The organism is Aromatoleum toluclasticum ATCC 700605, from assembly GCF_000378245.1.
Taxonomy (GTDB): Bacteria; Pseudomonadota; Gammaproteobacteria; order Burkholderiales; family Rhodocyclaceae; genus Aromatoleum; species Aromatoleum toluclasticum.
The window spans coordinates 331,504-352,548 of the sequence record NZ_KB899493.1 but is presented as its reverse complement, the minus strand read 5'-3'; the positions used below and the strand labels follow the sequence as shown (position 1 = coordinate 352,548).

Here is a 21,045-nt window from a genome sequence, read left to right as displayed (position 1 = left end):
CGCCCCTCGCGGGGCGGGCGCGTCGAGTCGATCAGACGGCTATCAGGCAGCCTTCTTCGACGCGGTCTTGGCAGTGGCGCTCACGGCCTTGACGGTGGCGTTGGTCGCGGCAGCGACGTTCGCTTCGGCGATCTCGGCGACTTGCTTGGCAGCCTTGCTGACGCTGTCGTAGGCGCTGTTGGCGGCGGCGATGGCCGACTTGACGGCGGCAACGGCGACGTCCGAACCGGCGGGAGCCGACTTGGCAGCCTTGTCGAGGGCAGCGGCCAGGCTCTTGTTCAGCTCGGCGATCTGGACTTCGACCAGCTTCGAGACTTCTTCCTGACCCTGCGAAGCGATTTCATAGACGCTGCGGTTGTAGGCCACGGCCTTCTCGACCAGCGGCTGAACCAGCGAAGCCTGCAGGCCCAGGAATTCCTGTGCGTCCTTGGCGCCGAGCAGGGCCTTGGAGTTGGCCAGGCCGTCTTCGAGGATCGAACGGGCGGTGTTCAGGTTCAGGGCGGCGAAACGCTCGGCGCTGGCGAAGGCGTTGTTGGCCAGGGTCAGCAGGGTTTCGACGTTGGCTTTGTTGGCGGCGGCGAATTGCTCGGGGGTTGCAAACATTTTCATCTCCTGATGTGTGTTACGTTGGATTTGGTTTGCTTCGCGCCGGCCGTAGTGCGTGGTGCGTCGCAACATGGATTCGATTATAGGTCCGCGCAACTGTGTGTCAAGCTGTTTTGTGCGATGCACAAAAAAATTCTTACAACTCGTGTGACAGCCGCGCTGTGTTCTATGTGGCTGTTTTTATTTTGTTTCATTATGAAACAAATGCCGGCAGGCAGTTTGCGAGCCTGTGCCATTGGCATCAATGGCTGCCATGCAGCATGCGCCGCGAAGGTTACACGAAAATTACGGGGGAGGGCGCCGCCGCAGGATTGCGGCGGCGCAAAAAGCATCAGCGATGCTTGAAGACCGGCTTGCGCTTCTCGACGAAGGCGGCCATGCCTTCTTTCTGGTCTTCCAGGCCGAAGGCCGAATGGAAGGTGCGGCGTTCAAACAGCAGGCCTTCGGTGAGGCTGCTCTCGAATGCGCGGTTGACCGATTCCTTGATCATCATGACTACCGGCAGCGAGAAGCCGGCGATGACCGTGGCGGCCTCGATCGCCTCGTCGACGAGGCGGTCGGCGGGGATGATGCGGGCAACGAGGCCGGCGCGTTCGGCCTCGGCGGCGTCCATCATGCGCGAGGTGAGGCACATGTCCATCGCCTTCGCCTTGCCGATCGCGCGCGGCAGGCGCTGCGTGCCGCCGGCGCCGGGCAGCACGCCCAGCTTGACCTCGGGCTGGCCGAATTTCGCGGTGTCGGCAGCAAAGATCATGTCGCACATCATTGCCAGCTCGCATCCTCCGCCCAGAGCGAAGCCGGCGACCGCCGCGATGATCGGCTTGCGGCAGCTCTTCAGGCGCTCCCAGTTGCGCGTGATGTAGTCGCCCTTGTAGGCGTCCATGTGCGAGTAATTCGCCATCGCGCCGATGTCGGCTCCCGCCGCGAACGCCTTTTCCGAGCCGGTGATGACGATCGCGCCGATGCTCTCGTCCTTCTCGAAGCCGTCGAGCGCGTAGCCGACCTCATCGATCAGCTGGTCGTTGAGCGCGTTCATGGCCTTCGGGCGATTGAGCGTGATCAGTCCGACCCGCCCGCGCGTTTCGACGATGATGTTGCTGTACTCCATGCAGTCTCCTCCTTGGAAGGGTGAAGCGGTCATTTGGTCTTCTCGGGGCCGGAATTCTTGGGCTGGATCACCGCGCGCACGCGCCCGTCGCCGGCAGCGCGCGTCTCGGTCTTGCCGGGCTGATTGGTGACCAGGTAGTTCTCGCTCAGCGAGTCGTACTCGATGTAGTGGCCGCTCACTTCGTCAGCGCCCGATTTCACGTGCGCCTGGTTGAAGAGGCGGGCCCGTTCGGCGCGACCGTCGTACTCGATGCGCTCGGCCTCGCCATCGACATACTCGGTGCTGCCTTCGCGCTTCTGGCGGAAGGTCGCAAGCCGCTTCTCGCTGCCGGTCGCGACACCGGACTGGAAGCCGTCCGGGCCCTGGGTCACGACCAGTTTTGCGCCCTTGATCACGAGGGTGCCCTGCGTCAGGACGACATCGCCTTCGAAGACGTGGACCTTGTTGCGGTCGTCCACGGTGACGCGGTTGGCTTCGATGTTGACGGGCTGATCACGGTCTGCGCGTTCGGCGAGCGCGGGTTGCGACAGCAGGCCCAGAACGAGCGCGTGAGCGAGCGCCAGCAGGGTGGGGAGGGATGTGCGCATCATGGTGATTTCCGGTTGGTGCGCGGGATATGCACGCGCGCGTTGCCGATGAGTTCCAGTGTGCCGAAGATGTTGTCGGACTTCATGCCGTTCGCGTGCGCCGTGCTGGCGCCCTGGGTGATCGCGACCGGGTCCGACGTCGCGGCACGTTCGTCGTCGGGCCAGATCGTGAGCGAAGCGGACGCGAGGGTCATTTCGGGGCTGCCTTCTGCTGCATTGCGCCGCGCACGCACGTCGCCCGCCAGACGCACCTCGTCGCCCTCGCGGAGCACTTCGCCCTGTTCCGAACTGAGGTGCAGTTCGCGCCCGTCGACCTCGTAGTGCAGGCGGGGGTGATCGAGCGTCGTGGCATCGGTTTGCGGGTGGTGCGTGATCTTGTCGGTCAGCAGTTCGTAGTGCTGTCGGCCGCTGTGGTCGAAGGCGATCAGGCGCGTCCCTTCGGCGACGAAGTCCGGCGCTACGCGCTCCTGGGACGACGGGCGGGCCTCCTCGTCGGTGGTGATCCGCTCCAGCCAGAGCGAGGCGCCGGCCACGATGATCAGGCCGGCGAGGGGATAGAGTTGCTGGATGGACGGTTTCACGGCCGGAGCGTCAGGCGGTGCAGGTCGTGTGCAGGGAGGCGGCGTGCATCAGATCACCTTCGCCAGCATGAGGTCGTGGGTCGTCAACGCGCCGGCGAGGGCGCCCTGATGGTCCACCACCAGCAACTGGTTGATGCGCTGCCGTTCCATCATCTCGGCGGCGGCCGCGGCGAGCGCGTCCGGGCCGATGTTGCGCGGATTGCGCGTCATCACCTCGGCGATCGTCGCGCTGCGCGCGTCGCAGCCGCGTTCCAGCGCCCGGCGCAGGTCGCCGTCGGTGAAGATGCCGATCGGGCGGCCGCCGGCGCCGACCACGGCGGTCATGCCCATGCCGCCGCGCGACATCTCGATCAGCGCGGCCATCATCGAGGCGTCTTCGGACACCTGCGGCACACGCTCGCTCGGGCGCATCACGTCGCTGACGTGGGTCAGCAGGCGACGACCCAGGCTGCCGCCGGGATGCGAGCGCGCGAAATCGTCTGCGCCGAAGCCGCGCGCATCGAGCAGCGCCACCGCCAGGGCGTCGCCGAGTGCGAGCGCCGCCGTCGTGCTCGCCGTCGGGGCGAGGTTCAGCGGACAGGCTTCCTCGGCCACGGCCGCATCCAGATGCACGTCGGCCTCGCGTGCGAGCGGGGACTCCGGCTTGCCGGTGATCGAGATGAGCTTGGCGCCCTGGCGCTTGACCAGGGGCACAATGGTGAGCACTTCCTCGCTCGCGCCCGAGTTCGACAGCGCGATCACGATGTCTTCCGGCGTGATCATCCCGAGGTCGCCATGCGCGGCCTCCGCGGCGTGCACGAAGTAGGCCGGCGTGCCGGTGCTGGCGAGGGTGGCCGCGAGCTTGCGCCCGATGTGCCCCGACTTGCCGATGCCGGTGACGATGACGCGCCCGCGGCGCTGCAGGATCAGGTCCACCGCCTGCTCGAATTCGGCGCCGAGTCGGTCCGCGAGGGCGACGACGGCATCGGCCTCGATGCGGAGTACGCGCCGCGCGAGGGAGATGGCGCCTGCTTCCCGCGCGGATTTTGGCTGGGGTGGGTTCATGGCGTTCGGAGCGGTTACACTTTTCTTTTATAGATGGCGCTGCGCAATATGAGTCGTCGATAATCGGACGACGCTGCGGCGCACCAAGACGGACAAGTATATCCGAACCGTCCGCCGAACCCGATGCACAACGCGGAGCCCCATGCCGAATACCCTGGAGTTGGTTCTCCTCCTGCTGGCCGCGGCGGTCGTCACGGTGGCGATCTTTCGCAGCATCAACCTGCCGCCCGTGCTCGGCTACCTGCTGGTCGGCGCGGCCGTGGGGCCGCACGCGCTGAAACTGGTGCCCGCCTCCGACGGTGCGAGCCATCTCGCCGAGTTCGGTGTCGTGTTCCTCATGTTCTCGATCGGGCTCGAGTTCTCGCTGCCGCGCCTGCTGGCGATGAAACGGACGGTATTCGGGCTCGGTGCCGCTCAGGTTCTCGGGTGCATTGCGCTGGTGATGCCGGTCGGATACCTCCTCGGCCTCGGCTGGGGGGCGGGGCTCGCGCTGGGCAGCACGCTGGCGATGTCGTCCACCGCGATCCTGTCCAAGCTCCTGTCCGACCGGATGGAACTCGACAGCAAGCACGGGCGCGAGACCATGGGCGTGCTGTTGTTCCAGGACATCGCCGTCGTGCCCCTGCTGATCCTGCTCCCGGCATTGTCGCAGCCGGCCGAGGCGCTGGCCGAAACTCTCGGTATCGCGGCCCTGAAGGCCGTCGTGCTGTTGGTCCTGGTGCTCGGTTTCGGCCAGCGCTTGATGCGCACCTGGTTCACCATCGTCGCGCGGCGCCGCTCGGGCGAGCTCTTCATGCTCAACGTGCTGCTGATCACGCTGGGACTGGCGTGGCTGTCGCAGCTCGTCGGCCTGTCGCTCGCCCTCGGGGCCTTTCTCGCCGGCATGCTGATTTCCGAGACCGAGTTCCGCTACCAGGTCGAGGAGGACATCAAGCCTTTCCGCGACGTGCTGCTGGGGCTCTTTTTCGTCACGGTCGGCATGTTCCTCGACGTCCATGTGATCGCGAGCCATCTGTTCGCGGTGCTTGGCATGGTCGCGGCGCTGCTGGTCGTGAAGTGCGCGATCGTATTCGCGGCCTCGCGCGCTTTCGGTTCCTCCGCCGGGACGGCGCTGCGCACCGGTCTGTGGCTGTGCGCGGGCGGCGAATTCGGCTTCGTGCTGGTGTCGCAGATCGATGGCCTCGACCTGATACCGCCTGCGCTGCTGCAGACCACGGTCGCGGCGCTGGTCGTCTCGATGCTGCTCGCGCCGCTGGTCGTGCAGGCGAGCGACCGGATCGTGATGCGCTTCGTCGCGTCGGAATGGCTGCTGCGTTCGATGGAGCTGACGCGCGTCGCGGCGCAGTCGATGAACACCAGCAAGCACATCATCATCTGCGGCTACGGGCGCAGCGGGCAGTACATGGCGCGCTTCCTTGAGCAGGAGAACGTCAGCTACGTTGCGCTCGATCTCGATCCCGAGCGTGTGCGCGAGGCCGGGGCGGCCGGCGATACCGTCGTCTACGGCGACGCCTCGCGCCACGAGACGCTGATGGCCGCCGGGATCATGCGCGCGAGCGCGCTGGTGATCTCCTTCGGCGAGGTCGAGGCGGCGCTGCGCGTGCTGCATCGCGCACTCGCGCTGCGGCCGGATCTGCCCATCGTCACGCGCGCCGCCGACGAGAAGGATATGGATCGCCTCGCGCAAGGCGGTGCCGCGGAGGTTGTGCCGGAGGCTTTCGAGGGCAGCATCATGCTCGCGTCGCACGCCCTCGCGCTCATCGGCGTGCCGCTCAATCGGGTCGTGCGGCGCATCCGCGACGTGCGTAACCAGCGCTACGCCCTCATGCGCGGCTTCTTCCACGGCACCACCGATGCAGCCGACGGCCCCGAGGCACGCCAGGTGCGCCTGCACCCCGTGACCCTTCCGGCCGGCGCGCATGCGGTCGGCCGCACCCTGGGGGCGATGGCGCTCGACGACTTCGGCGTGAGCGTTTCGGCCGTGCGCCGGCGCAACATCCGCGGCGTCGCGCCGAGTGCGGAAACGCTGATGCAGGCGGGCGATGTGATCGTGCTGATGGGTGTGCCCGCCGATCTGGAGCAGGCGGAAGGTCGGCTGCTGCGGGGGCGGTGATCCGCTGCGACGCCCGTGTCGGCGTTCGTCCTCCCGCATGCGCCGCACGACGCAACACTGTGTTCGTGTATTCGTCCCGCATCGGGCCGGCGGCAATGGCTGCTGCTTTCGCCCTGTCTGCTAAACTAACAGGCTTTGAAGATCCCCGAGGGACGTCGACTTGGTTTCCGAAACCGACAATCTGCTGGTAAGCCTGAAGGATGTCCGCTTCGCCTACGGCGAGCGCGAGATCCTGCGCGGCATCGACCTGAAGGTGCCGCGGGGCAAGGTCGTTGCGATCATGGGCGGCAGCGGTTGCGGCAAGACAACCCTGTTGCGCCTGATCGGCGGGCAGCTGCGTGCGACGGCCGGCACCGTCGAGGTTGCCGGCCGCAATGTATCGTCCCTGAATACGGCCGAGCTGTACGAGATGCGCCGGCGCATGGGCATGCTGTTCCAGTTCGGCGCGCTATTCACCGACATGTCGGTGTTCGACAACGTGGCCTTCCCCTTGCGCGAACACACCGACCTGCCGTTCGGCCTGATCCGCGACATGGTGCTGATGAAGCTCAACGCGGTGGGGCTGCGCGGCGCGGCGGACCTCATGCCCGCGGAACTGTCGGGCGGCATGGCGCGCCGCGTCGCGCTGGCGCGGGCGATCGCGCTCGATCCGATGCTGATCATGTACGACGAGCCCTTCGCCGGCCTCGATCCGATCTCGCTCGGCGTCATCGGCCAGCTGATCCGCAAGCTCAACGATGCGCTCGGGGCGACGACGATCATGGTGACGCACGACATCATGGAATCGCTGCAGATCGTCGATTACATCTATTTTGTCTCCGAAGGCGGCATCGTCGCGGAAGGCACGCCCGACGAGCTGCGCGCATCGAAGGATCCCTGGGTGTACCAGTTCATCCACGCCGAGCCCGACGGCCCCGTGCCCTTCCACTACCCGGCCGAAGCGCTGGATCAGAGCCTCATCGGCGGGAGGTCCGCATGAACGGCCTGCTGAACTTCATCCGCCGTCTGGGCGCGGCGGCGGTCGAGGGCGTGTGGCGCATCGGCTTCGCGGCGCGCTTCTTCATGCTGCTGCTGCGCCATTCGGGGCAGTCGCTGACGCGTATCCACCTGACGGTGCGCGAGATCTACTTCAGCGGCGTGCTGTCGCTGCTGATCATCGTCGTCTCGGGTCTCTTCGTCGGCATGGTGCTGGGCCTGCAGGGCTATGAAACCTTGCAGCGCTACGGTTCGGGCGACGCGCTCGGCGTGCTGGTGTCGCTGTCGCTGACGCGTGAACTCGGCCCCGTCGTCGCGGGGCTGCTCTTCGCCAGCCGCGCCGGCCTCGCCGTGACCGCGGAGATCGGCCTGATGAAAACCACCGAGCAGCTCGACGCAATGGACATGATGGCCGTCAACCCCATCGCCCGCGTCGTCGCGCCGCGTTTCTGGGGCGGTGTGATCTCGATGCCGCTACTGGCCGCGCTGTTCTCCGCGATGGGCGTGTTCGGCGGCTGGCTGATCGGCGTCGTGTTCATCGGCGTCGATGACGGCGCATTCTGGTCGCAGATGCAGGCGGCCGTGGACTTCCGCTTCGACATCATGAACGGGGTGATCAAGAGCTTCGTGTTCGGCGCCACGGTCGCGCTGATCGCCGTGTTCGAGGGCTACGACTGTACGCCGACCGCCGAAGGGCTGTCGCGTGCGATCACCCGCACCGTCGTGACCTCCGCGCTGGCGATCCTGGCGCTCGATTTCGTGCTTACATCTCTTATGTTCCGAGGGCAGTCATGAGGCGTACAACGCTCGACCTGTGGGTCGGTTTCTTCGTCGTCATCGGTGTGGCCGCGCTGATGTTCCTGGCGTTCAAGGTCGGCAACCTGGGGGCTGCCAACGGCGGTGAAACCTACCTCGTGACCGGACAGTTCGACAACATCGGCGGCCTCAAGGTGAGGGCGCCGGTGAAGAGCGCAGGCGTCGTCGTCGGACGCGTCAAGGAGATCCGTTTCGACTCCAAGACCTATCGTGCCGTCGTCTCCCTGTCGCTCGATGCGACCTACCAGTTCCCGCGTGACACGATCGGGACCATCCTGACCTCCGGCCTGCTCGGCGAGCAGTATGTCGGCCTCGAGCCGGGCGGCGACGAGGCGATGCTGAAAACCGGCGACGCGCTGCAGATCACCCAGTCCGCGGTCGTCCTGGAGAAGCTCATCGGCCAATTCATGTTCGACAAGGCGGCCGAAGGGTCGGCACCCGCGAACTGAACCGGATGCGCGCAACCTGAATTCCATAATGAAAAAGAAGACCTCCCCCAAGTTCGTGAAGGCGCTCGTGCTCGCGTCCGCCTGCTTTGCGCTGGCCGGTTGCACGGCGCGCGTCGCCAATCCGGACGACCCGCTCGAAGGCTACAATCGTGCGATGTTCACCTTCAACGAGAAGGTTGACGAGGCCGCGATCCAGCCGGTCGCCAAGGCCTACGACAAGGTCACGCCGCTGCCGCTGCGTACCGGCGTCGGCAACTTCTTCGGCAACGTCGGTGACGTGTGGATCGGCGGCAACAACCTGTTGCAGGGCAAATTGGCGGATGGCCTGAGCGACCTGCTACGCTTCGCGATCAACTCGACGGTGGGCATCCTCGGCCTCTTCGACGTCGCGAGCGAGCTCGAGCTGCCCAAGCACGACGAGGATTTCGGCCAGACCCTGGGCTGGTGGGGCGTGGGCGAAGGGGCGTATTTCGTCGTGCCGTTCTTCGGTCCGCGCACTGTCCGTGACGCGGCGGTTCTGCCGATCGACCTGTACGGCGACGACGTGTGGGGTATCAAGGACGTCCCGACGCGCAACAGCCTCACGGCGCTGCGCCTCGTGCATGCGCGCGCCAACCTGCTCGGCATCGACAAGACGCTGGACGAAGGCACGCTGGACAAGTATGCCTACGCGCGCGACTTCTATCTGCAGCAGCGCCGCTACCGCGTGTTCGACGGCAATCCGCCGCTCGAGGAGATCGATTTCAACGGGGCGCGGCGGAAACAGGATGACGCCGAGCTGTTCGCCGATACCGGCGCACAATAATTTTCTGACGGACAAAAGGGGCACGTGCCTGGTTGCCGGTGTTCCCGAGGAGTGATGATGAAGAAGTTCCTGCTTTCCCTGTGCCTGATGTTCTCGCTTCTGCCGGCGTTTGCGGCTGACTCGTTGAAGGCGCCCGATGCGCTCGTGCGCGAAGTCAGTGACGACGTCCTGACCATCGTGCGTCAGGACAAGGCGATCCAGTCCGGCGACACGCGTCGTGTGATCGATCTGGTCGAGGAAAAGGTCCTCCCGCATTTCGACTTCCGCCGCATGACCATGCTGGCAGTCGGCAAGGACTGGCGCCAGGCCAACCCGGAGCAGCAGGGCAAGCTCGTCGAAGCCTTCCGTACCCTGCTCGTGCGCACCTATTCCAATGCGCTGACGCAGTACCGCGACCAGACCATCGGCTACAAGCCCGCCAAGTTCGCCGAGGCCGATACCTCGGTGCGCGTGCAGACCGAAGTCCGCCAGGCCGGTGCGCAGGCGATCAACATCGACTACACGCTGGAAAAGACGGCCGAAGGCTGGAAGGTCTTCGACGTGGTCGTCGCCGGCGTGAGCCTCGTGACGAACTACCGCGGCACCTTCGCGCAGGAGATTCGCGCCGGCGGCGTGGATGGCCTGATCAAGTCGCTGGAGCAAAAGAACCGCGACCTCGCTGCGCCGGCACGTACATGAACGCCGCTTCGGGCAAGGTTCTCGCCATCGAAGGCGAGCTGACGATGGTGACTGCCGCGCAATGGATCGAGCGCGGTCGCGCACTCGTGCGCGCCGAGGACCTGGTCGTCGACCTGTCCGGCGTGAGCGCGGCGGATTCATCGGCGCTTGCGCTGTTGTTCGACTGGATGCGTGTCGCCCGCGCGAGCGGGCACAAGGTTCGCCAGGCCGGCATGCCGGCGGGGATGCGCAGCCTCGCGACGCTCTACGGTGTCGACGAGCTGCTGCCCGCCGAAGCCTGAGCCGTTGCAGTCGATGCCTTCTCCCGCAATCCGGATCGTTTCGGCGACCAAACGCTATGGTTCCCTCCAGGCGCTCGCCGGCGTCGACCTCGAAGTCGCGCAGGGCGAATTCTTCGGCCTGCTCGGACCGAACGGCGCGGGCAAGACGACGCTCATCTCGGCGCTCTCGGGGCTCGTGCGTCCGGACGGCGGGATCTTCGAGGTCATGGGCTTCAACGTCGTCTCGGATTACCGCAGCGCACGGCGTAACCTCGGCGTCGTGCCGCAGGAGCTGGTGTTCGACCCCTTCTTCTCGGTGCGCGAACTGCTGCGTATCCAGTCCGGCTATTTCGGCATCCGCAACAACGACGACTGGATCGACGAGATTCTCGAGAACCTGGACCTGACCGGCAAGGCGGGCGCCAACATGCGCATGCTCTCGGGCGGCATGAAGCGGCGCGTGCTGGTCGCGCAGGCGCTCGTGCATCGTCCGCCGGTGATCGTGCTCGACGAGCCGACTGCCGGTGTCGATGTCGAGCTGCGCCAGGGCTTGTGGCAGTTCATCCGCAAGCTCAACCGCGACGGCCACACCATCGTGCTGACGACGCACTACCTCGAAGAGGCCGAGGCGCTGTGCGGCCGCATCGCGATGCTGAAAGCGGGCAAGGTCGTCGCACTGGACACCACGGAGAACCTGCTGCGGCGTTTCGCGAGCCACTCGCTCAGCGTCCGCCTCGAGCAAGCCGAGGCCGTTGCGGCGCTGGGCGGCGCGGTCATGTCCGGCGGCTGGGTCGACTTCCCGCTCGATCGATACGAGGATCTCGAACCGCTGCTCGCGCGGCTGCGCGAGGCGGGGGCGCGGATCCTCGAGCTGCGTCTGGGCGAAGCCGACCTCGAGCGCGTGTTCGTGGAGGTCATGAGCCGTGCATGAGCGCCTGATCGGGTTCCGCACCCTGCTGCAAAAGGAAGTGCTGCGCTTCTGGAAGGTGGGTTTCCAGACCGTCGGCGCCCCCGTCCTCAACGCGCTGCTGTATCTGCTGATCTTCTCGCACGTGCTCGACCGGCATGTCACGGTTTACGGCGATGTCGCCTACACGGCCTTCCTCGTGCCGGGGCTGGTGATGATGTCGCTGCTGCAGAACTCGTTCGCGAACAGCTCCTCGTCGCTGATCCAGAGCAAGATCACCGGCAACATCATCTTCGTGCTGCTGCCGCCGCTGTCCTACCGCGAGTTCTACGCCGCCTACGTGATCGCATCGCTGCTGCGCGGCCTCTTCGTTGGCATCGGCGTGTTGCTCGTGTCCTTCCCCTTCGTCGATCTGCCGATGGCGGCCCCGGGCTGGATCCTCGCGTTCGGCCTCATGGGGGGCGCGATCCTCGGTTCGCTGGGCGTCATTGCAGGCATCTGGGCGGACAAGTTCGACCAGCTCGCGGGTTTCCAGAATTTCCTGATCATGCCGCTGACGATGCTGTCCGGCGTGTTCTACTCGATCCACTCGCTGCCGGCCTTCTGGCAGACGGTCTCGCACATCAATCCGTTCTTCTTCATGATCGACGGCTTCCGCTACGGTTTCTTCGGCCAGTCCGACGTCTCGCCGTGGCTGAGCCTTGCGGTCGTGAGTGTCTGTTTCGTGTTCCTCGCAGTACTGACCCTGGCGATGCTCGCCCGGGGCTACAAGCTGCGGGCTTGAGGGTAGTCAAAATGTTTGAAGCAGCAGAAATCAAGCGTCTCATCGAGCAGGGCATGGCCTGCGAGTTCGTCGAGATCCAGGGCGACGACGGGGTGCATTTCACCGGCATCGTCGTCAGTACCGAATTCGAAGGCAAGCCCAAGGTGCGCCAGCACCAGGCCGTGTACGCGACGCTCGGCAAGCTCATGGGCAACGAGATCCACGCATTGCAGCTGCAGACCTATACCCCCGCCAAGTGGGCCGAAGTCCGCACCGACCTGGGCTTCTGAGCGGGACACGATGGACAAGCTTCTGATCGAAGGCGGTGCCCGCCTCACGGGCGAGACCGCCATTTCCGGCGCGAAGAACGCGGCGCTACCCATCCTGTGCGCGGCGCTGCTCACACGCGAGCCGGTCACGTTCACGAACGTGCCGCAGCTCAACGACATCGGCACGCTGCTGAAGCTCCTCGCGCAGATGGGCGTGAAGGTCAGCCGCGGCAGCGGTGACGATGCCGGCAGTGTGACGCTCGATGCCTCGGAGCTCGACAACCCGGTCGCGACCTACGAGATGGTCAAGACCATGCGGGCGTCGATCCTCGTGCTCGGCCCGCTGGTCGCGCGCTGCGGCGAGGCGAAGGTGAGCCTGCCCGGTGGCTGCGCGATCGGCGCGCGGCCCGTGGACCAGCACATCAAGGGCCTGCAGGCGATGGGCGCGCAGGTGACGGTCGAGCACGGCTACGTGCATGCGCAGGTGCCGCGCCTCAGGGGCGCGCGCCTTTTCACCGACATGGTCACCGTCACCGGCACCGAGAACCTGATGATGGCGGCCTGCCTCGCCGACGGCGAGACCGTCATCGAGAATGCCGCACGCGAGCCTGAAGTCGTCGACCTGGCGAACTGCCTCGTCGCGATGGGCGCGCGCATCTCGGGTGCCGGCACCGACGTGATCCGCATCCGCGGCGTCGAGCGTCTGTCGGGCACGACCCACCGCATCATGCCGGACCGCATCGAGACCGGTACCTACCTGTGCGCCGCGGCCGCTACGGGCGGCGAGATCCGTCTCACGCGCACCTCGTCGGCCTACCTCGACGCAGTGATCGACAAGCTGATGGATGCCGGCTGCGACGTCGTCACCGAGCGCGACGCGATCCGCCTGAAGGCGCCGCAGCGCCTTACGTCGGTGAGCATTCGCACCTCGCCCTACCCGGCCTTCCCGACCGACATGCAGGCGCAGTTCATGGCGATCAATGCGGTCGCGAACGGTGCGGCGGTGATCCGCGAGACGATCTTCGAGAACCGCTTCATGCACGCGGTCGAGCTTCAGCGGCTCGGCGCGGACATCCGCATCGACGGCAATACTGCGATGGTGCAGGGCGTCGAACGCTTGCAGGGCGCGACCGTGATGGCCACCGACCTGCGCGCGTCGGCGAGTCTCGTGATCGCAGGACTGGTTGCCGAGGGCGAGACCGTGATCGAGCGCATCTACCATCTCGACCGCGGTTACGAGCGCCTCGAGCAGAAGCTCGCCGACCTCGGCGCGAGGGTGCGCCGGCTCGCCTGAATGCGTGGGGCGCCGGTCGTTGCGCCGGCGCCCGCAGTCCTTACAGGTCGAAGCGTCCCGCAGCCTCCGGCTGCCACGTGACATCCAGCACCTCGAGCCTGATCGGGTGCTTGTCCGAATTCTCCCAGTCGATCGTCTGGCCGACCGCCAGTCCCAGCAGGGCGCTCCCGGCCGGCGTGAAGACCGACACCTTCCCCCCGTCCGGTGCCGCGTCACCGGGGTAGACCAGCGTCAGTTCATGCTCGCGGCCGCCGGGCAACTCGCGGAAGTGAGCGCGGCTGTTCATCGTGATGACGTTGGCCGGCATGTCCTGGGGTTCGCGCACATCGGCCCGCGCAAGCTCGTCGCGCAGGCCGTTGAGGTCGCTGCGGTTGCGGGCGGCCGGTGCGGCCAGCAAGCCCTCGAGGCGATCGAGGTCCTGCGAGGAGATCACGATTTCGGGTTTCATGGCGTTTCGACTCCGTGCTTCGCGCAAAAAGTAAAAAAGGCCGAACCGCAGCGCGGTTCAGCCAGTCGTCGAAGGCTATCAGAAGGGCGGGCGGGTTACAATGTCAGCCCGCTTTTTTCCCGAGGCACCCTTCGTGTCCAGCATCACCCTTGCCCTGTCCAAGGGCCGCATCTTCGAGGAAACGCTGCCGCTGCTTGCGGCTGCCGGTATCACCCCGACCGACAACCCCGAGACCTCGCGCAAGCTCATCATCGGCACGAACCGCCCGGACGTGCGCCTCGTGATCGTGCGAGCGACCGACACGCCGACCTATGTCCAGTACGGCGCGGCCGACCTTGGCATCGCGGGCAAGGACGTGCTGCTCGAACACGGCGGGGCAGGGCTGTACCAGCCGCTGGACCTCAACATCGCGAAGTGCCGCCTGTGCGTCGCGACGCAGAAGGGCTTCGACTACGCCGCGGCGACGCGGCCCGGCGGGCGCATCCGCGTCGCGACCAAATACATCAACAGCGCCAAGGCGCACTTCGCCGCCAAGGGCGTGCACGTCGACCTGATCAAGCTGTACGGCTCGATGGAGCTCGCGCCGCTGGTCGGTCTCGCCGACGCGATCGTGGACCTCGTCTCGAGCGGCAACACGCTGCGCGCGAACAACCTCGAGGAAGTCGAGGAGATCATGCAGATCAGCTCGCGCCTGGTCGTTAACCAAGCCTCGCTGAAGCTGAAGCGCGAACTCCTCCAGCCCGTGCTGGAGGCCTTTGCGGGAGCTGTGAAATGAGTGATGCGAGCCGAACGATCCGCCGCCTTGACGCGCGCGATCCCGAGTTCCTGTCCACGCTGGACGCGCTGCTCGCCTTCGAAGGCAGCGCGGATGCGCGCATCGACGCGGCCGTCACCGAGATCCTGAGTGCCGTGCGCACTACCGGTGATGCCGCGGTCATCGAATACACGCGGCGCTTCGACCGCCTCGACGTGAAGTCGATGGCCGGGCTGGAACTGCCGAAGGCCGAACTGAAGGCCGCGCTCGACAGCCTGACCGTCGAGCAGCGCGAGGCGCTGCGCATCGCTGCCGACCGCGTGCGCGTCTACCACGAGCGCCAGCGCGCCGAATCCTGGGACTACGTCGAGGCCGACGGCACGCGCCTCGGCCAGAAGGTCACGCCGCTCGATCGCGTCGGCCTGTACGTGCCCGGCGGACGGGCGTCCTATCCCAGTTCGGTGCTGATGAACGCCGTTCCGGCCAAGGTCGCCGGCGTCGGCGAGCTGATCATGGTCGTGCCGACGCCGAACGGCGAGAAGAACCCGCTCGTCCTGGCTGCTGCCGCGATCACCGGCGTCGACCGTGTGTTCACGATCGGCGGCGCACAAGCCGTCGCCGCGCTCGCCTACGGCACGCAGACCCTGCCGCAGGTCGACAAGATCGTCGGTCCCGGCAACGCCTACGTCGCCGAGGCCAAGCGCCGCGTGTTCGGCACGGTCGGCATCGACATGGTCGCGGGCCCCTCCGAAGTCCTCGTCATCTCCGACGGCAGTGGCCATTCCGACTGGGTCGCGATGGATCTCTTCGCGCAGGCGGAGCACGACGAACTCGCGCAATCGATCCTGCTGTGTACCGACGCCGCGTTCATCGACGCGGTCGAAGCGTCGATCGAGCGCCTGCTGCCGGCGATGCCGCGCCGCGAGACCATCGCCGCCTCGCTCGCGAACCGCGGCGCGCTGATCCACGTAGAGAGCCTGGAGCAGGCCTGCGCGATCGCGAACCGTATCGCGCCCGAGCACCTGGAGCTGTCGCTCGACGAACCCGAGCCGTGGGTAGACCGCATCCGCCACGCCGGTGCGATCTTCGTCGGCCACTGGTCGGTCGAGGCGCTGGGCGACTACTGCGCCGGCCCCAACCACGTGCTGCCGACCATGCGCAGCGCGCGCTTCTCGTCGCCGCTGGGCGTGTACGACTTCCAGAAGCGCACCAGCATCATCCAGATCTCGGAGGCAGGTGCGCAGACATTGGGCCGCGTCGCCTCCACGCTCGCCCACGGCGAGGGTCTCCAAGCACACGCGCGCTCGGCGGAGATGCGGTTGCACAAGTGAGCCGCCGCGCCGCTGGCGCGCGCCGGGGATCAAGGAAGGGCGTCCCGGTGGGGCGCCTTTCATGCGTTTACGCGAGGATCTCGCGTAGCGCCCCGATCAGCGCGGCGCACTGCTCGTCCGTGCCCACCGTAATGCGCAGGAACTGCTCGATGCGCGGCTGGCGGAAGTGGCGCACGATGATCGCGCGCTTGCGCAACTCGGCGGCGAGTTCCCCCGCGTCGCGCGCCGGGTGCGTCGCGAACACGAAGTTCGCCGCCGAGGGCAGCACTTCGAAGCCGAGCGCGGCGAGGTCCGCGACGAGCCGGCCGCGCGTGCGCATCACCGCCTGACGTGTGCGCTCGAAATACGCCTCGTCCTCGATCGCCGCCGTCGCGCCGACGATCGCCAGTCGGTCCAGCGGGTAGGAGTTGAAGCTGTCCTTCACGCGCGCCAGCGCCTCGATCAGGTCGGGGTGGCCGATCGCGAAGCCCACGCGCAGGCCTGCGAGCGAGCGCGATTTGGAGAAGGTCTGCACGACCAGCAGGTTCGGATAGCGTGCGGTGAGCGGAATGGCCGATTCCCCGCCGAAGTCCACGTAGGCCTCGTCGATCACGACCACGCACTGCGGGTTGCCCGCGACGATGCGCTCGATCTCGGCGAGCGCCAGCAGGCGCCCGGTCGGCGCATTCGGATTCGGGAAGATGATGCCGCCCGCGGCCTTGCCGTCGGCGGGCAGGTAATCGTCGGGGCGGATCGCGAGCTTCCCGTCGAGCGGCACCGTCTCGAACTCGATGTCGTACAGTCCGCAATACACCGGGTAGAAGCTGTACGAGATGTCCGGGAAGAGCAGCGGACTGTCGTGCTTCAGCAGCGCCAGGAAAGCGTGCGCGAGAACCTCGTCGGAGCCGTTGCCGACGAAGACTTCCTGCACCGTGATGCCGTGGCGCGCGGCGATGGCGGCGCGCAGCCGTTCCGAGGTCGGGTCGGGATACAGGCGCAGCGCGTCGGACGCCTCGGCGCGGATCGCCTCGATCGCCCTGGGCGACGGTCCGTACGGATGCTCGTTGGTGTTGAGCTTGACCAGGTTGGCGAGCTTGGGCTGTTCGCCCGGGACATAGGGGGTCAGGCCGTTGACGACGGCGCTCCAGTATTGGCTCATCGGCGGATCGGATGCAGGATTGTCGGAGGGGACCCGAGCACGTCCGGGCCGTTGTGGGCCGCGTCCGGCGGCCGCTGCGGCCGGCATTGCGGCGGGACAGTCAGGCGATGGTATCATGCCCGAGAGTGACGCCCGTGCGCGTCAGAACTCCCTCTGAACTCCTGGATTCGAAGCAGATTCTCATGCGGCAAGCCGAAGTAACTCGCGACACCCTGGAAACCCGGATCACCGTCCGCATCGACCTGGACGGCAGCGGCAAGGCCAGTCTCGCCACGGGTGTGCCCTTCTTCGATCACATGCTCGACCAGATCGCCCGCCACGGCGCGATCGATCTCGACATCAAGGCCGATGGCGATACCCACATCGACGACCACCACACGGTCGAGGACGTCGGCATCACCCTCGGGCAGGCCTTCGCGAAGGCACTCGGCGACAAGAAAGGGATCTTCCGCTACGGCCACGCCTACGTGCCGCTCGACGAGGCGCTGTCGCGCGTCGTCGTGGACTTCTCCGGCCGTCCCGGCTTGCACTACTTCGTGAACTACACGCGTGGGCGCATCGGTAACTTCGACGTCGATCTCGCGCGCGAATTCTTCCAGGGCTTCGTCAATCATGCCGGCGTGACCGTGCATATCGACAACCTGCGCGGCGACAACGCCCATCACCAGTGCGAAACCATCTTCAAGGCCTTCGGTCGCGCGTTGCGTATGGCGGCACAGCGCGACGAGCGCGCCGCCGGCGTGATCCCCTCGACCAAGGGCGCCCTCTGAGTTCCTGCCAGACTCCCCGCCCAACCTTCTGATTTTCCTGCGAGCGATTCCGCGATGAGCGACGTAGCCATCATCGACTACGGCATGGGCAACCTGCGTTCGGTTGCCAAGGCGGTCGAACACGTAGCCCCCGGCAAGACTGTGGTCGTGACCTCCGATCCCGCGGTGGTGGCCGCCGCGGGACGGGTGGTGTTCCCGGGGCAGGGCGCGATGCCCGACTGCATGCGCGAACTGGATCTGCGCGGACTGCGCGCGTCGGTGCTCGACGCCGCCGCGTCCAAGCCCTTCCTGGGCATCTGCATCGGCGAACAGATGCTTTTCGGCCACAGCGAGGAGGGCGACGTGCCCGGCCTCGGCATCCTGCCCGGAAATGTCGTGCGCTTTCCCGACGCGAAGATGGTCGCGGCCGACGGCTCGCGCCTGAAGGTGCCGCACATGGGCTGGAACGAGGTACGCCAGCGCATCGCACACCCGTTGTGGGAAGGCATTCCCGACGGCGATCGCTTCTATTTCGTGCACAGCTATTTCGTCCTGCCCGACGAGGCTGCGCTGATTGCGGCCGAAACCGATTACGGATTGATGTTTACCAGTGCGGTAGCGCGGGATAACATCTTCGCGGTTCAGTTCCATCCCGAAAAGAGTGCGCAGGCGGGCCTGCGGATGCTTGCGAATTTCATTTCCTGGGCTCCCTGACGAATACCGTCCGGACCCCGCCTGTAGCTTCCCTTCCACTCCTCAGATGCAACTCTTCCCCGTATGCTGCTGATTCCCGCTATCGATCTGAAGGACGGCCATTGCGTCCGCCTCAAGCAGGGCGAAATGGACGATGCCACGGTGTTTTCCCAGGACCCGGCCGCGATGGCGCGGCACTGGATCAACCTCGGCGCACGCCGCCTGCACCTTGTGGACCTCAATGGCGCCTTTGCCGGCAAGCCGAAGAACGGAGCGGCGATCCGCGCGATCGCCGATGAGGTCGGCGACGACATTCCGGTCCAGCTCGGTGGCGGCATCCGCGATCTCGACACCATCGAGCACTACCTCGACAACGGCATCTCCTACGTCATCATCGGGACTGCCGCGGTGAAGAATCCGGGCTTCCTGCACGACGCGTGCGGCGCCTTCCCGGGTCACATCATCGTCGGCCTCGACGCCAAGGACGGCAAGGTCGCCGTCGACGGCTGGTCGAAGATGACCGGCCACGATGTCGTCGATCTGGCGAAGAAATTCGAGGATTACGGCGTCGAGGGCGTCATCTATACCGACATCGGCCGCGACGGCATGCTCTCCGGCGTGAATATCGAAGCGACCGTGCGCCTTGCGCAGGCCCTGCGCATCCCGGTCATCGCCAGCGGCGGGATCGCCTCGCTGGCGGACATCGACGCGCTGTGCGCGGTCGAGTCCGAAGGCATTACCGGCGCGATCACCGGTCGTGCGATCTACGAAGGCACGCTGGACTTCGCCGCCGCGCAGGCGCGCGCCGACGAACTCAGCGGCGAAACTGCCTGATGCTTGCCAAGCGCATCATCCCCTGCCTGGACGTGAATGCCGGGCGTGTGGTCAAGGGCGTCAATTTCGTCGAGCTGCGCGACGCCGGCGACCCGGTCGAGATCGCGCGTCGCTACGACGAGCAGGGCGCCGACGAGATCACCTTCCTCGACATCACCGCGAGTTCCGACGCGCGCGACACCATCATCCATGTCGTCGAGCAGGTCGCCGAGCAGGTCTTCATCCCGCTGACGGTGGGTGGCGGCGTGCGCACCGTCGAGGATGTGCGGCGCCTCCTCAATGCCGGCGCCGACAAGGTCAGCATCAACACCGCTGCGGTGAATAACCCGCAGGTCGTCGCCGACGCTGCGGGCAAGGTCGGCAGCCAGTGCATCGTCGTCGCGATCGACGCCAAGCAGACCGCGCCGGGCAAGTGGCAGGTGTTCACGCACGGCGGGCGCAACAACACCGGGCTGGACGCGATCGAGTGGGCGAGGAAGGTCGCGGCCCTTGGCGCCGGCGAGATCCTGCTCACCAGCATGGACCGCGACGGCACGAAGATCGGCTTCGATCTCGCGCTCACGCGCGCGGTGTCGGATGCCGTCCCGATTCCGGTGATCGCCAGCGGTGGCGTCGGCACGCTCGAGCATCTGGCCGAAGGCGTGTCCGAAGGCCGCGCCGACGCCGTGCTCGCGGCGAGCATCTTCCATTTCGGCCAGCATACGGTGCGCGAGGCGAAGGAGCTGATGCGCAGCCGCGGTATCGAGGTACGTCTGTGAGCAATGCCAATTCCGCCCGCTGGCTCAACGAGGTCAGCTGGGACGACCAGGGCCTCGTGCCGGTGATCGCGCAGGAGGCTTCGACCGGGGACGTGCTGATGTTCGCGTGGATGAACCGCGAGGCCCTGCAACGTACCGCCGAGACAGGCGAGGCGATCTACTGGTCGCGTTCGCGCCGCAAGCTGTGGCATAAGGGCGAGGAGTCCGGCCACGTGCAGAAGGTGCATGAGATCCGTATCGACTGCGACAACGACGTCGTGTTGCTGAAGGTCGAGCAGGTCGGCGGGATCGCCTGTCATACCGGCCGCCACAGCTGCTTTTTCCAGCGTTATCTGAGCGCGGGTTCGTGGGAGGCCGTGGACCCCGTGCTGAAGGATCCCAAGGATATCTACAAATGATCGACATCGAAGTGCTGCACCGCGTCGCCGCGACCCTCGCGGAGCGCAAGAAGGCGGACCCCGATTCCTCCTATGTGTCCAGCCTGTACGCCAAGGGCACGGACGCGATCTGCAAGAAGGTCGCCGAGGAAGCCGCCGAAACCATCATGGCGGCCAAGGACAAGGACATGCTGCACATCGTCTGGGAGGTCACCGACCTGTGGTTCCATTCGATGGTGCTGCTGACGCACTTCGGCCTGTCGGTCGACGACGTGCTCGCTGAATTCCGGCGCCGCGAGGGTGTCTCAGGGATTGACGAGAAGAAGTCGCGCACCACGGCCTGAGGCGAGCATGAGCGACTGCATCTTCTGCCGGATCGCGGCCGGCGAGATTCCCGCGAAGAAGCTGTACGAGGACGAGCACGTGCTCGCGTTCCACGACATCAACCCGGTCGCGCCGGTGCACTTCCTCGTGATCCCGAAGCTGCACGTCCCGTCGATGGCGGAGCTGGGGCCCGAGCATGTCGAGGTGATGGGGAGGGTGATGACCACCGCAGCCCGTCTTGCACGCGAGAACGGCTGCGGCGAGGGTTACCGCACGATCATCAATACCGGAAGGGTGGGGCGGCAGGAAGTGTATCATTTGCATGTCCACATCCTGGGTGGCCCGGAAGTGCTTCCGGCCATGTTGAAGCGTTAAGGAGAGCGG

General features: G+C 66.3%; 27 protein-coding genes. 20 read left to right on the top strand and 7 right to left on the bottom strand.

Going from position 1 to position 21,045, the window contains the following annotated elements; genetic code table 11:
- Positions 1 to 42: 42 nt before the first annotated feature.
- The 5 genes from F464_RS0107210 to F464_RS0107190 form a co-directional block, all read right to left on the bottom strand.
- Positions 43 to 609, bottom strand: a complete 567-nt coding sequence (locus F464_RS0107210) for a phasin family protein (RefSeq protein WP_040394575.1) — start codon at positions 607 to 609, stop codon at positions 43 to 45.
- A 328-nt stretch (positions 610 to 937) separates the two neighbouring features.
- On the bottom strand, positions 938 to 1,714 hold the full coding sequence (locus F464_RS0107205; protein WP_018989119.1) for an enoyl-CoA hydratase: 777 nt from the start codon (positions 1,712 to 1,714) through the stop codon (positions 938 to 940).
- Positions 1,715 to 1,743: 29 nt separating this feature from the next.
- Complete coding sequence (gene lptA / locus F464_RS0107200; protein ID WP_018989118.1) at positions 1,744 to 2,304, bottom strand: lipopolysaccharide transport periplasmic protein LptA; 561 nt, start codon at positions 2,302 to 2,304, stop codon at positions 1,744 to 1,746.
- Positions 2,301 to 2,882, bottom strand: a complete 582-nt coding sequence (lptC, locus tag F464_RS0107195; protein ID WP_018989117.1) for an LPS export ABC transporter periplasmic protein LptC — start codon at positions 2,880 to 2,882, stop codon at positions 2,301 to 2,303. Before lptC ends, lptA begins: the two co-directional genes overlap by 4 nt.
- A gap of 48 nt (positions 2,883 to 2,930) precedes the next feature.
- Positions 2,931 to 3,926 carry a KpsF/GutQ family sugar-phosphate isomerase gene (locus tag F464_RS0107190; RefSeq protein WP_018989116.1) on the bottom strand — a complete coding sequence of 332 codons (996 nt, stop codon included), beginning with the start codon at positions 3,924 to 3,926 and terminating at the stop codon, positions 2,931 to 2,933.
- 142 nt (positions 3,927 to 4,068) lie between these two features.
- Here F464_RS0107190 and F464_RS0107185 point away from each other — a divergent pair, with 142 nt between their 5' ends.
- From F464_RS0107185 to murA, 11 genes are all read left to right on the top strand, one after another.
- On the top strand, positions 4,069 to 6,039 hold the full coding sequence (locus F464_RS0107185) for a monovalent cation:proton antiporter family protein (RefSeq protein WP_018989115.1): 1,971 nt from the start codon (positions 4,069 to 4,071) through the stop codon (positions 6,037 to 6,039).
- A 160-nt stretch (positions 6,040 to 6,199) separates the two neighbouring features.
- The gene (locus tag F464_RS0107180; protein ID WP_018989114.1) at positions 6,200 to 7,018 is read left to right on the top strand and encodes an ABC transporter ATP-binding protein; all 819 of its coding nucleotides are present in this window, start codon (positions 6,200 to 6,202) and stop codon (positions 7,016 to 7,018) included.
- Positions 7,015 to 7,809 carry a lipid asymmetry maintenance ABC transporter permease subunit MlaE gene (mlaE, locus tag F464_RS0107175; RefSeq protein ID WP_018989113.1) on the top strand — a complete coding sequence of 265 codons (795 nt, stop codon included), beginning with the start codon at positions 7,015 to 7,017 and terminating at the stop codon, positions 7,807 to 7,809. The genes F464_RS0107180 and mlaE overlap by 4 nt, the downstream gene beginning before the upstream one ends.
- On the top strand, positions 7,806 to 8,279 hold the full coding sequence (mlaD, locus tag F464_RS0107170; RefSeq protein WP_018989112.1) for an outer membrane lipid asymmetry maintenance protein MlaD: 474 nt from the start codon (positions 7,806 to 7,808) through the stop codon (positions 8,277 to 8,279). Before mlaE ends, mlaD begins: the two co-directional genes overlap by 4 nt.
- Positions 8,280 to 8,307: 28 nt before the next feature.
- Positions 8,308 to 9,084, top strand: a complete 777-nt coding sequence (locus F464_RS0107165) for an MlaA family lipoprotein (RefSeq protein WP_018989111.1) — start codon at positions 8,308 to 8,310, stop codon at positions 9,082 to 9,084.
- Positions 9,085 to 9,141: 57 nt separating this feature from the next.
- Positions 9,142 to 9,762 carry an MlaC/ttg2D family ABC transporter substrate-binding protein gene (locus tag F464_RS0107160; RefSeq protein ID WP_026295824.1) on the top strand — a complete coding sequence of 207 codons (621 nt, stop codon included), beginning with the start codon at positions 9,142 to 9,144 and terminating at the stop codon, positions 9,760 to 9,762.
- Positions 9,759 to 10,043, top strand: a complete 285-nt coding sequence (locus F464_RS0107155) for an STAS domain-containing protein (RefSeq protein ID WP_018989109.1) — start codon at positions 9,759 to 9,761, stop codon at positions 10,041 to 10,043. The genes F464_RS0107160 and F464_RS0107155 overlap by 4 nt, the downstream gene beginning before the upstream one ends.
- A 13-nt stretch (positions 10,044 to 10,056) precedes the next feature.
- Complete coding sequence (locus tag F464_RS0107150; protein ID WP_018989108.1) at positions 10,057 to 10,953, top strand: ABC transporter ATP-binding protein; 897 nt, start codon at positions 10,057 to 10,059, stop codon at positions 10,951 to 10,953.
- Positions 10,946 to 11,713, top strand: a complete 768-nt coding sequence (locus F464_RS0107145) for an ABC transporter permease (protein WP_018989107.1) — start codon at positions 10,946 to 10,948, stop codon at positions 11,711 to 11,713. Before F464_RS0107150 ends, F464_RS0107145 begins: the two co-directional genes overlap by 8 nt.
- Before the next feature lie 11 nt (positions 11,714 to 11,724).
- A complete protein-coding gene (locus F464_RS0107140) occupies positions 11,725 to 11,982 on the top strand; it encodes a BolA family protein (protein WP_018989106.1) in 258 nt (85 codons plus the stop codon).
- 10 nt (positions 11,983 to 11,992) lie between these two features.
- A complete protein-coding gene (gene murA, locus F464_RS0107135; RefSeq protein ID WP_018989105.1) occupies positions 11,993 to 13,255 on the top strand; it encodes a UDP-N-acetylglucosamine 1-carboxyvinyltransferase in 1,263 nt (420 codons plus the stop codon).
- Between the two features lie 40 nt (positions 13,256 to 13,295).
- Here murA and rnk read toward each other — a convergent pair whose 3' ends face one another.
- Entirely contained in the window at positions 13,296 to 13,703 is a 408-nt protein-coding gene (gene rnk, locus F464_RS0107130) for a nucleoside diphosphate kinase regulator (protein WP_018989104.1), read from the bottom strand.
- A 133-nt stretch (positions 13,704 to 13,836) separates the two neighbouring features.
- Here rnk and hisG point away from each other — a divergent pair, with 133 nt between their 5' ends.
- Both hisG and hisD read left to right on the top strand, forming a co-directional pair.
- Positions 13,837 to 14,478 (top strand): ATP phosphoribosyltransferase, encoded by a 642-nt coding sequence (hisG, locus tag F464_RS0107125; protein ID WP_026295823.1) that lies wholly within the window; start codon positions 13,837 to 13,839, stop codon positions 14,476 to 14,478.
- Positions 14,475 to 15,788 carry a histidinol dehydrogenase gene (gene hisD / locus F464_RS0107120; protein ID WP_018989102.1) on the top strand — a complete coding sequence of 438 codons (1,314 nt, stop codon included), beginning with the start codon at positions 14,475 to 14,477 and terminating at the stop codon, positions 15,786 to 15,788. The genes hisG and hisD overlap by 4 nt, the downstream gene beginning before the upstream one ends.
- 67 nt (positions 15,789 to 15,855) lie before the next feature.
- On the opposite strand, the gene hisC is transcribed toward hisD, so the two are convergent.
- On the bottom strand, positions 15,856 to 16,926 hold the full coding sequence (hisC, locus tag F464_RS0107115) for a histidinol-phosphate transaminase (protein WP_018989101.1): 1,071 nt from the start codon (positions 16,924 to 16,926) through the stop codon (positions 15,856 to 15,858).
- Positions 16,927 to 17,108: 182 nt separating this feature from the next.
- On the opposite strand from hisC, the gene hisB reads away from it, so the two are divergent.
- The 7 genes from hisB to F464_RS0107080 all read left to right on the top strand — a co-directional run bounded on the left by hisB (position 17,109) and on the right by F464_RS0107080 (position 21,036).
- Entirely contained in the window at positions 17,109 to 17,696 is a 588-nt protein-coding gene (gene hisB / locus F464_RS0107110; protein ID WP_018989100.1) for an imidazoleglycerol-phosphate dehydratase HisB, read from the top strand.
- A 54-nt stretch (positions 17,697 to 17,750) separates the two neighbouring features.
- On the top strand, positions 17,751 to 18,389 hold the full coding sequence (hisH, locus tag F464_RS0107105) for an imidazole glycerol phosphate synthase subunit HisH (RefSeq protein WP_018989099.1): 639 nt from the start codon (positions 17,751 to 17,753) through the stop codon (positions 18,387 to 18,389).
- Between the two features lie 63 nt (positions 18,390 to 18,452).
- Positions 18,453 to 19,202, top strand: a complete 750-nt coding sequence (gene hisA, locus F464_RS0107100; protein ID WP_018989098.1) for a 1-(5-phosphoribosyl)-5-[(5-phosphoribosylamino)methylideneamino]imidazole-4-carboxamide isomerase — start codon at positions 18,453 to 18,455, stop codon at positions 19,200 to 19,202.
- Positions 19,202 to 19,960: an imidazole glycerol phosphate synthase subunit HisF gene (hisF, locus tag F464_RS0107095; RefSeq protein ID WP_018989097.1), complete on the top strand. Its 759-nt coding sequence runs from the start codon at positions 19,202 to 19,204 to the stop codon at positions 19,958 to 19,960. Before hisA ends, hisF begins: the two co-directional genes overlap by 1 nt.
- Positions 19,957 to 20,358, top strand: a complete 402-nt coding sequence (gene hisI, locus F464_RS0107090; RefSeq protein WP_018989096.1) for a phosphoribosyl-AMP cyclohydrolase — start codon at positions 19,957 to 19,959, stop codon at positions 20,356 to 20,358. The genes hisF and hisI overlap by 4 nt, the downstream gene beginning before the upstream one ends.
- Complete coding sequence (locus F464_RS0107085) at positions 20,355 to 20,681, top strand: phosphoribosyl-ATP diphosphatase (RefSeq protein WP_018989095.1); 327 nt, start codon at positions 20,355 to 20,357, stop codon at positions 20,679 to 20,681. Before hisI ends, F464_RS0107085 begins: the two co-directional genes overlap by 4 nt.
- 7 nt (positions 20,682 to 20,688) lie before the next feature.
- Complete coding sequence (locus tag F464_RS0107080; RefSeq protein ID WP_018989094.1) at positions 20,689 to 21,036, top strand: histidine triad nucleotide-binding protein; 348 nt, start codon at positions 20,689 to 20,691, stop codon at positions 21,034 to 21,036.
- Positions 21,037 to 21,045: the final 9 nt, after the last annotated feature.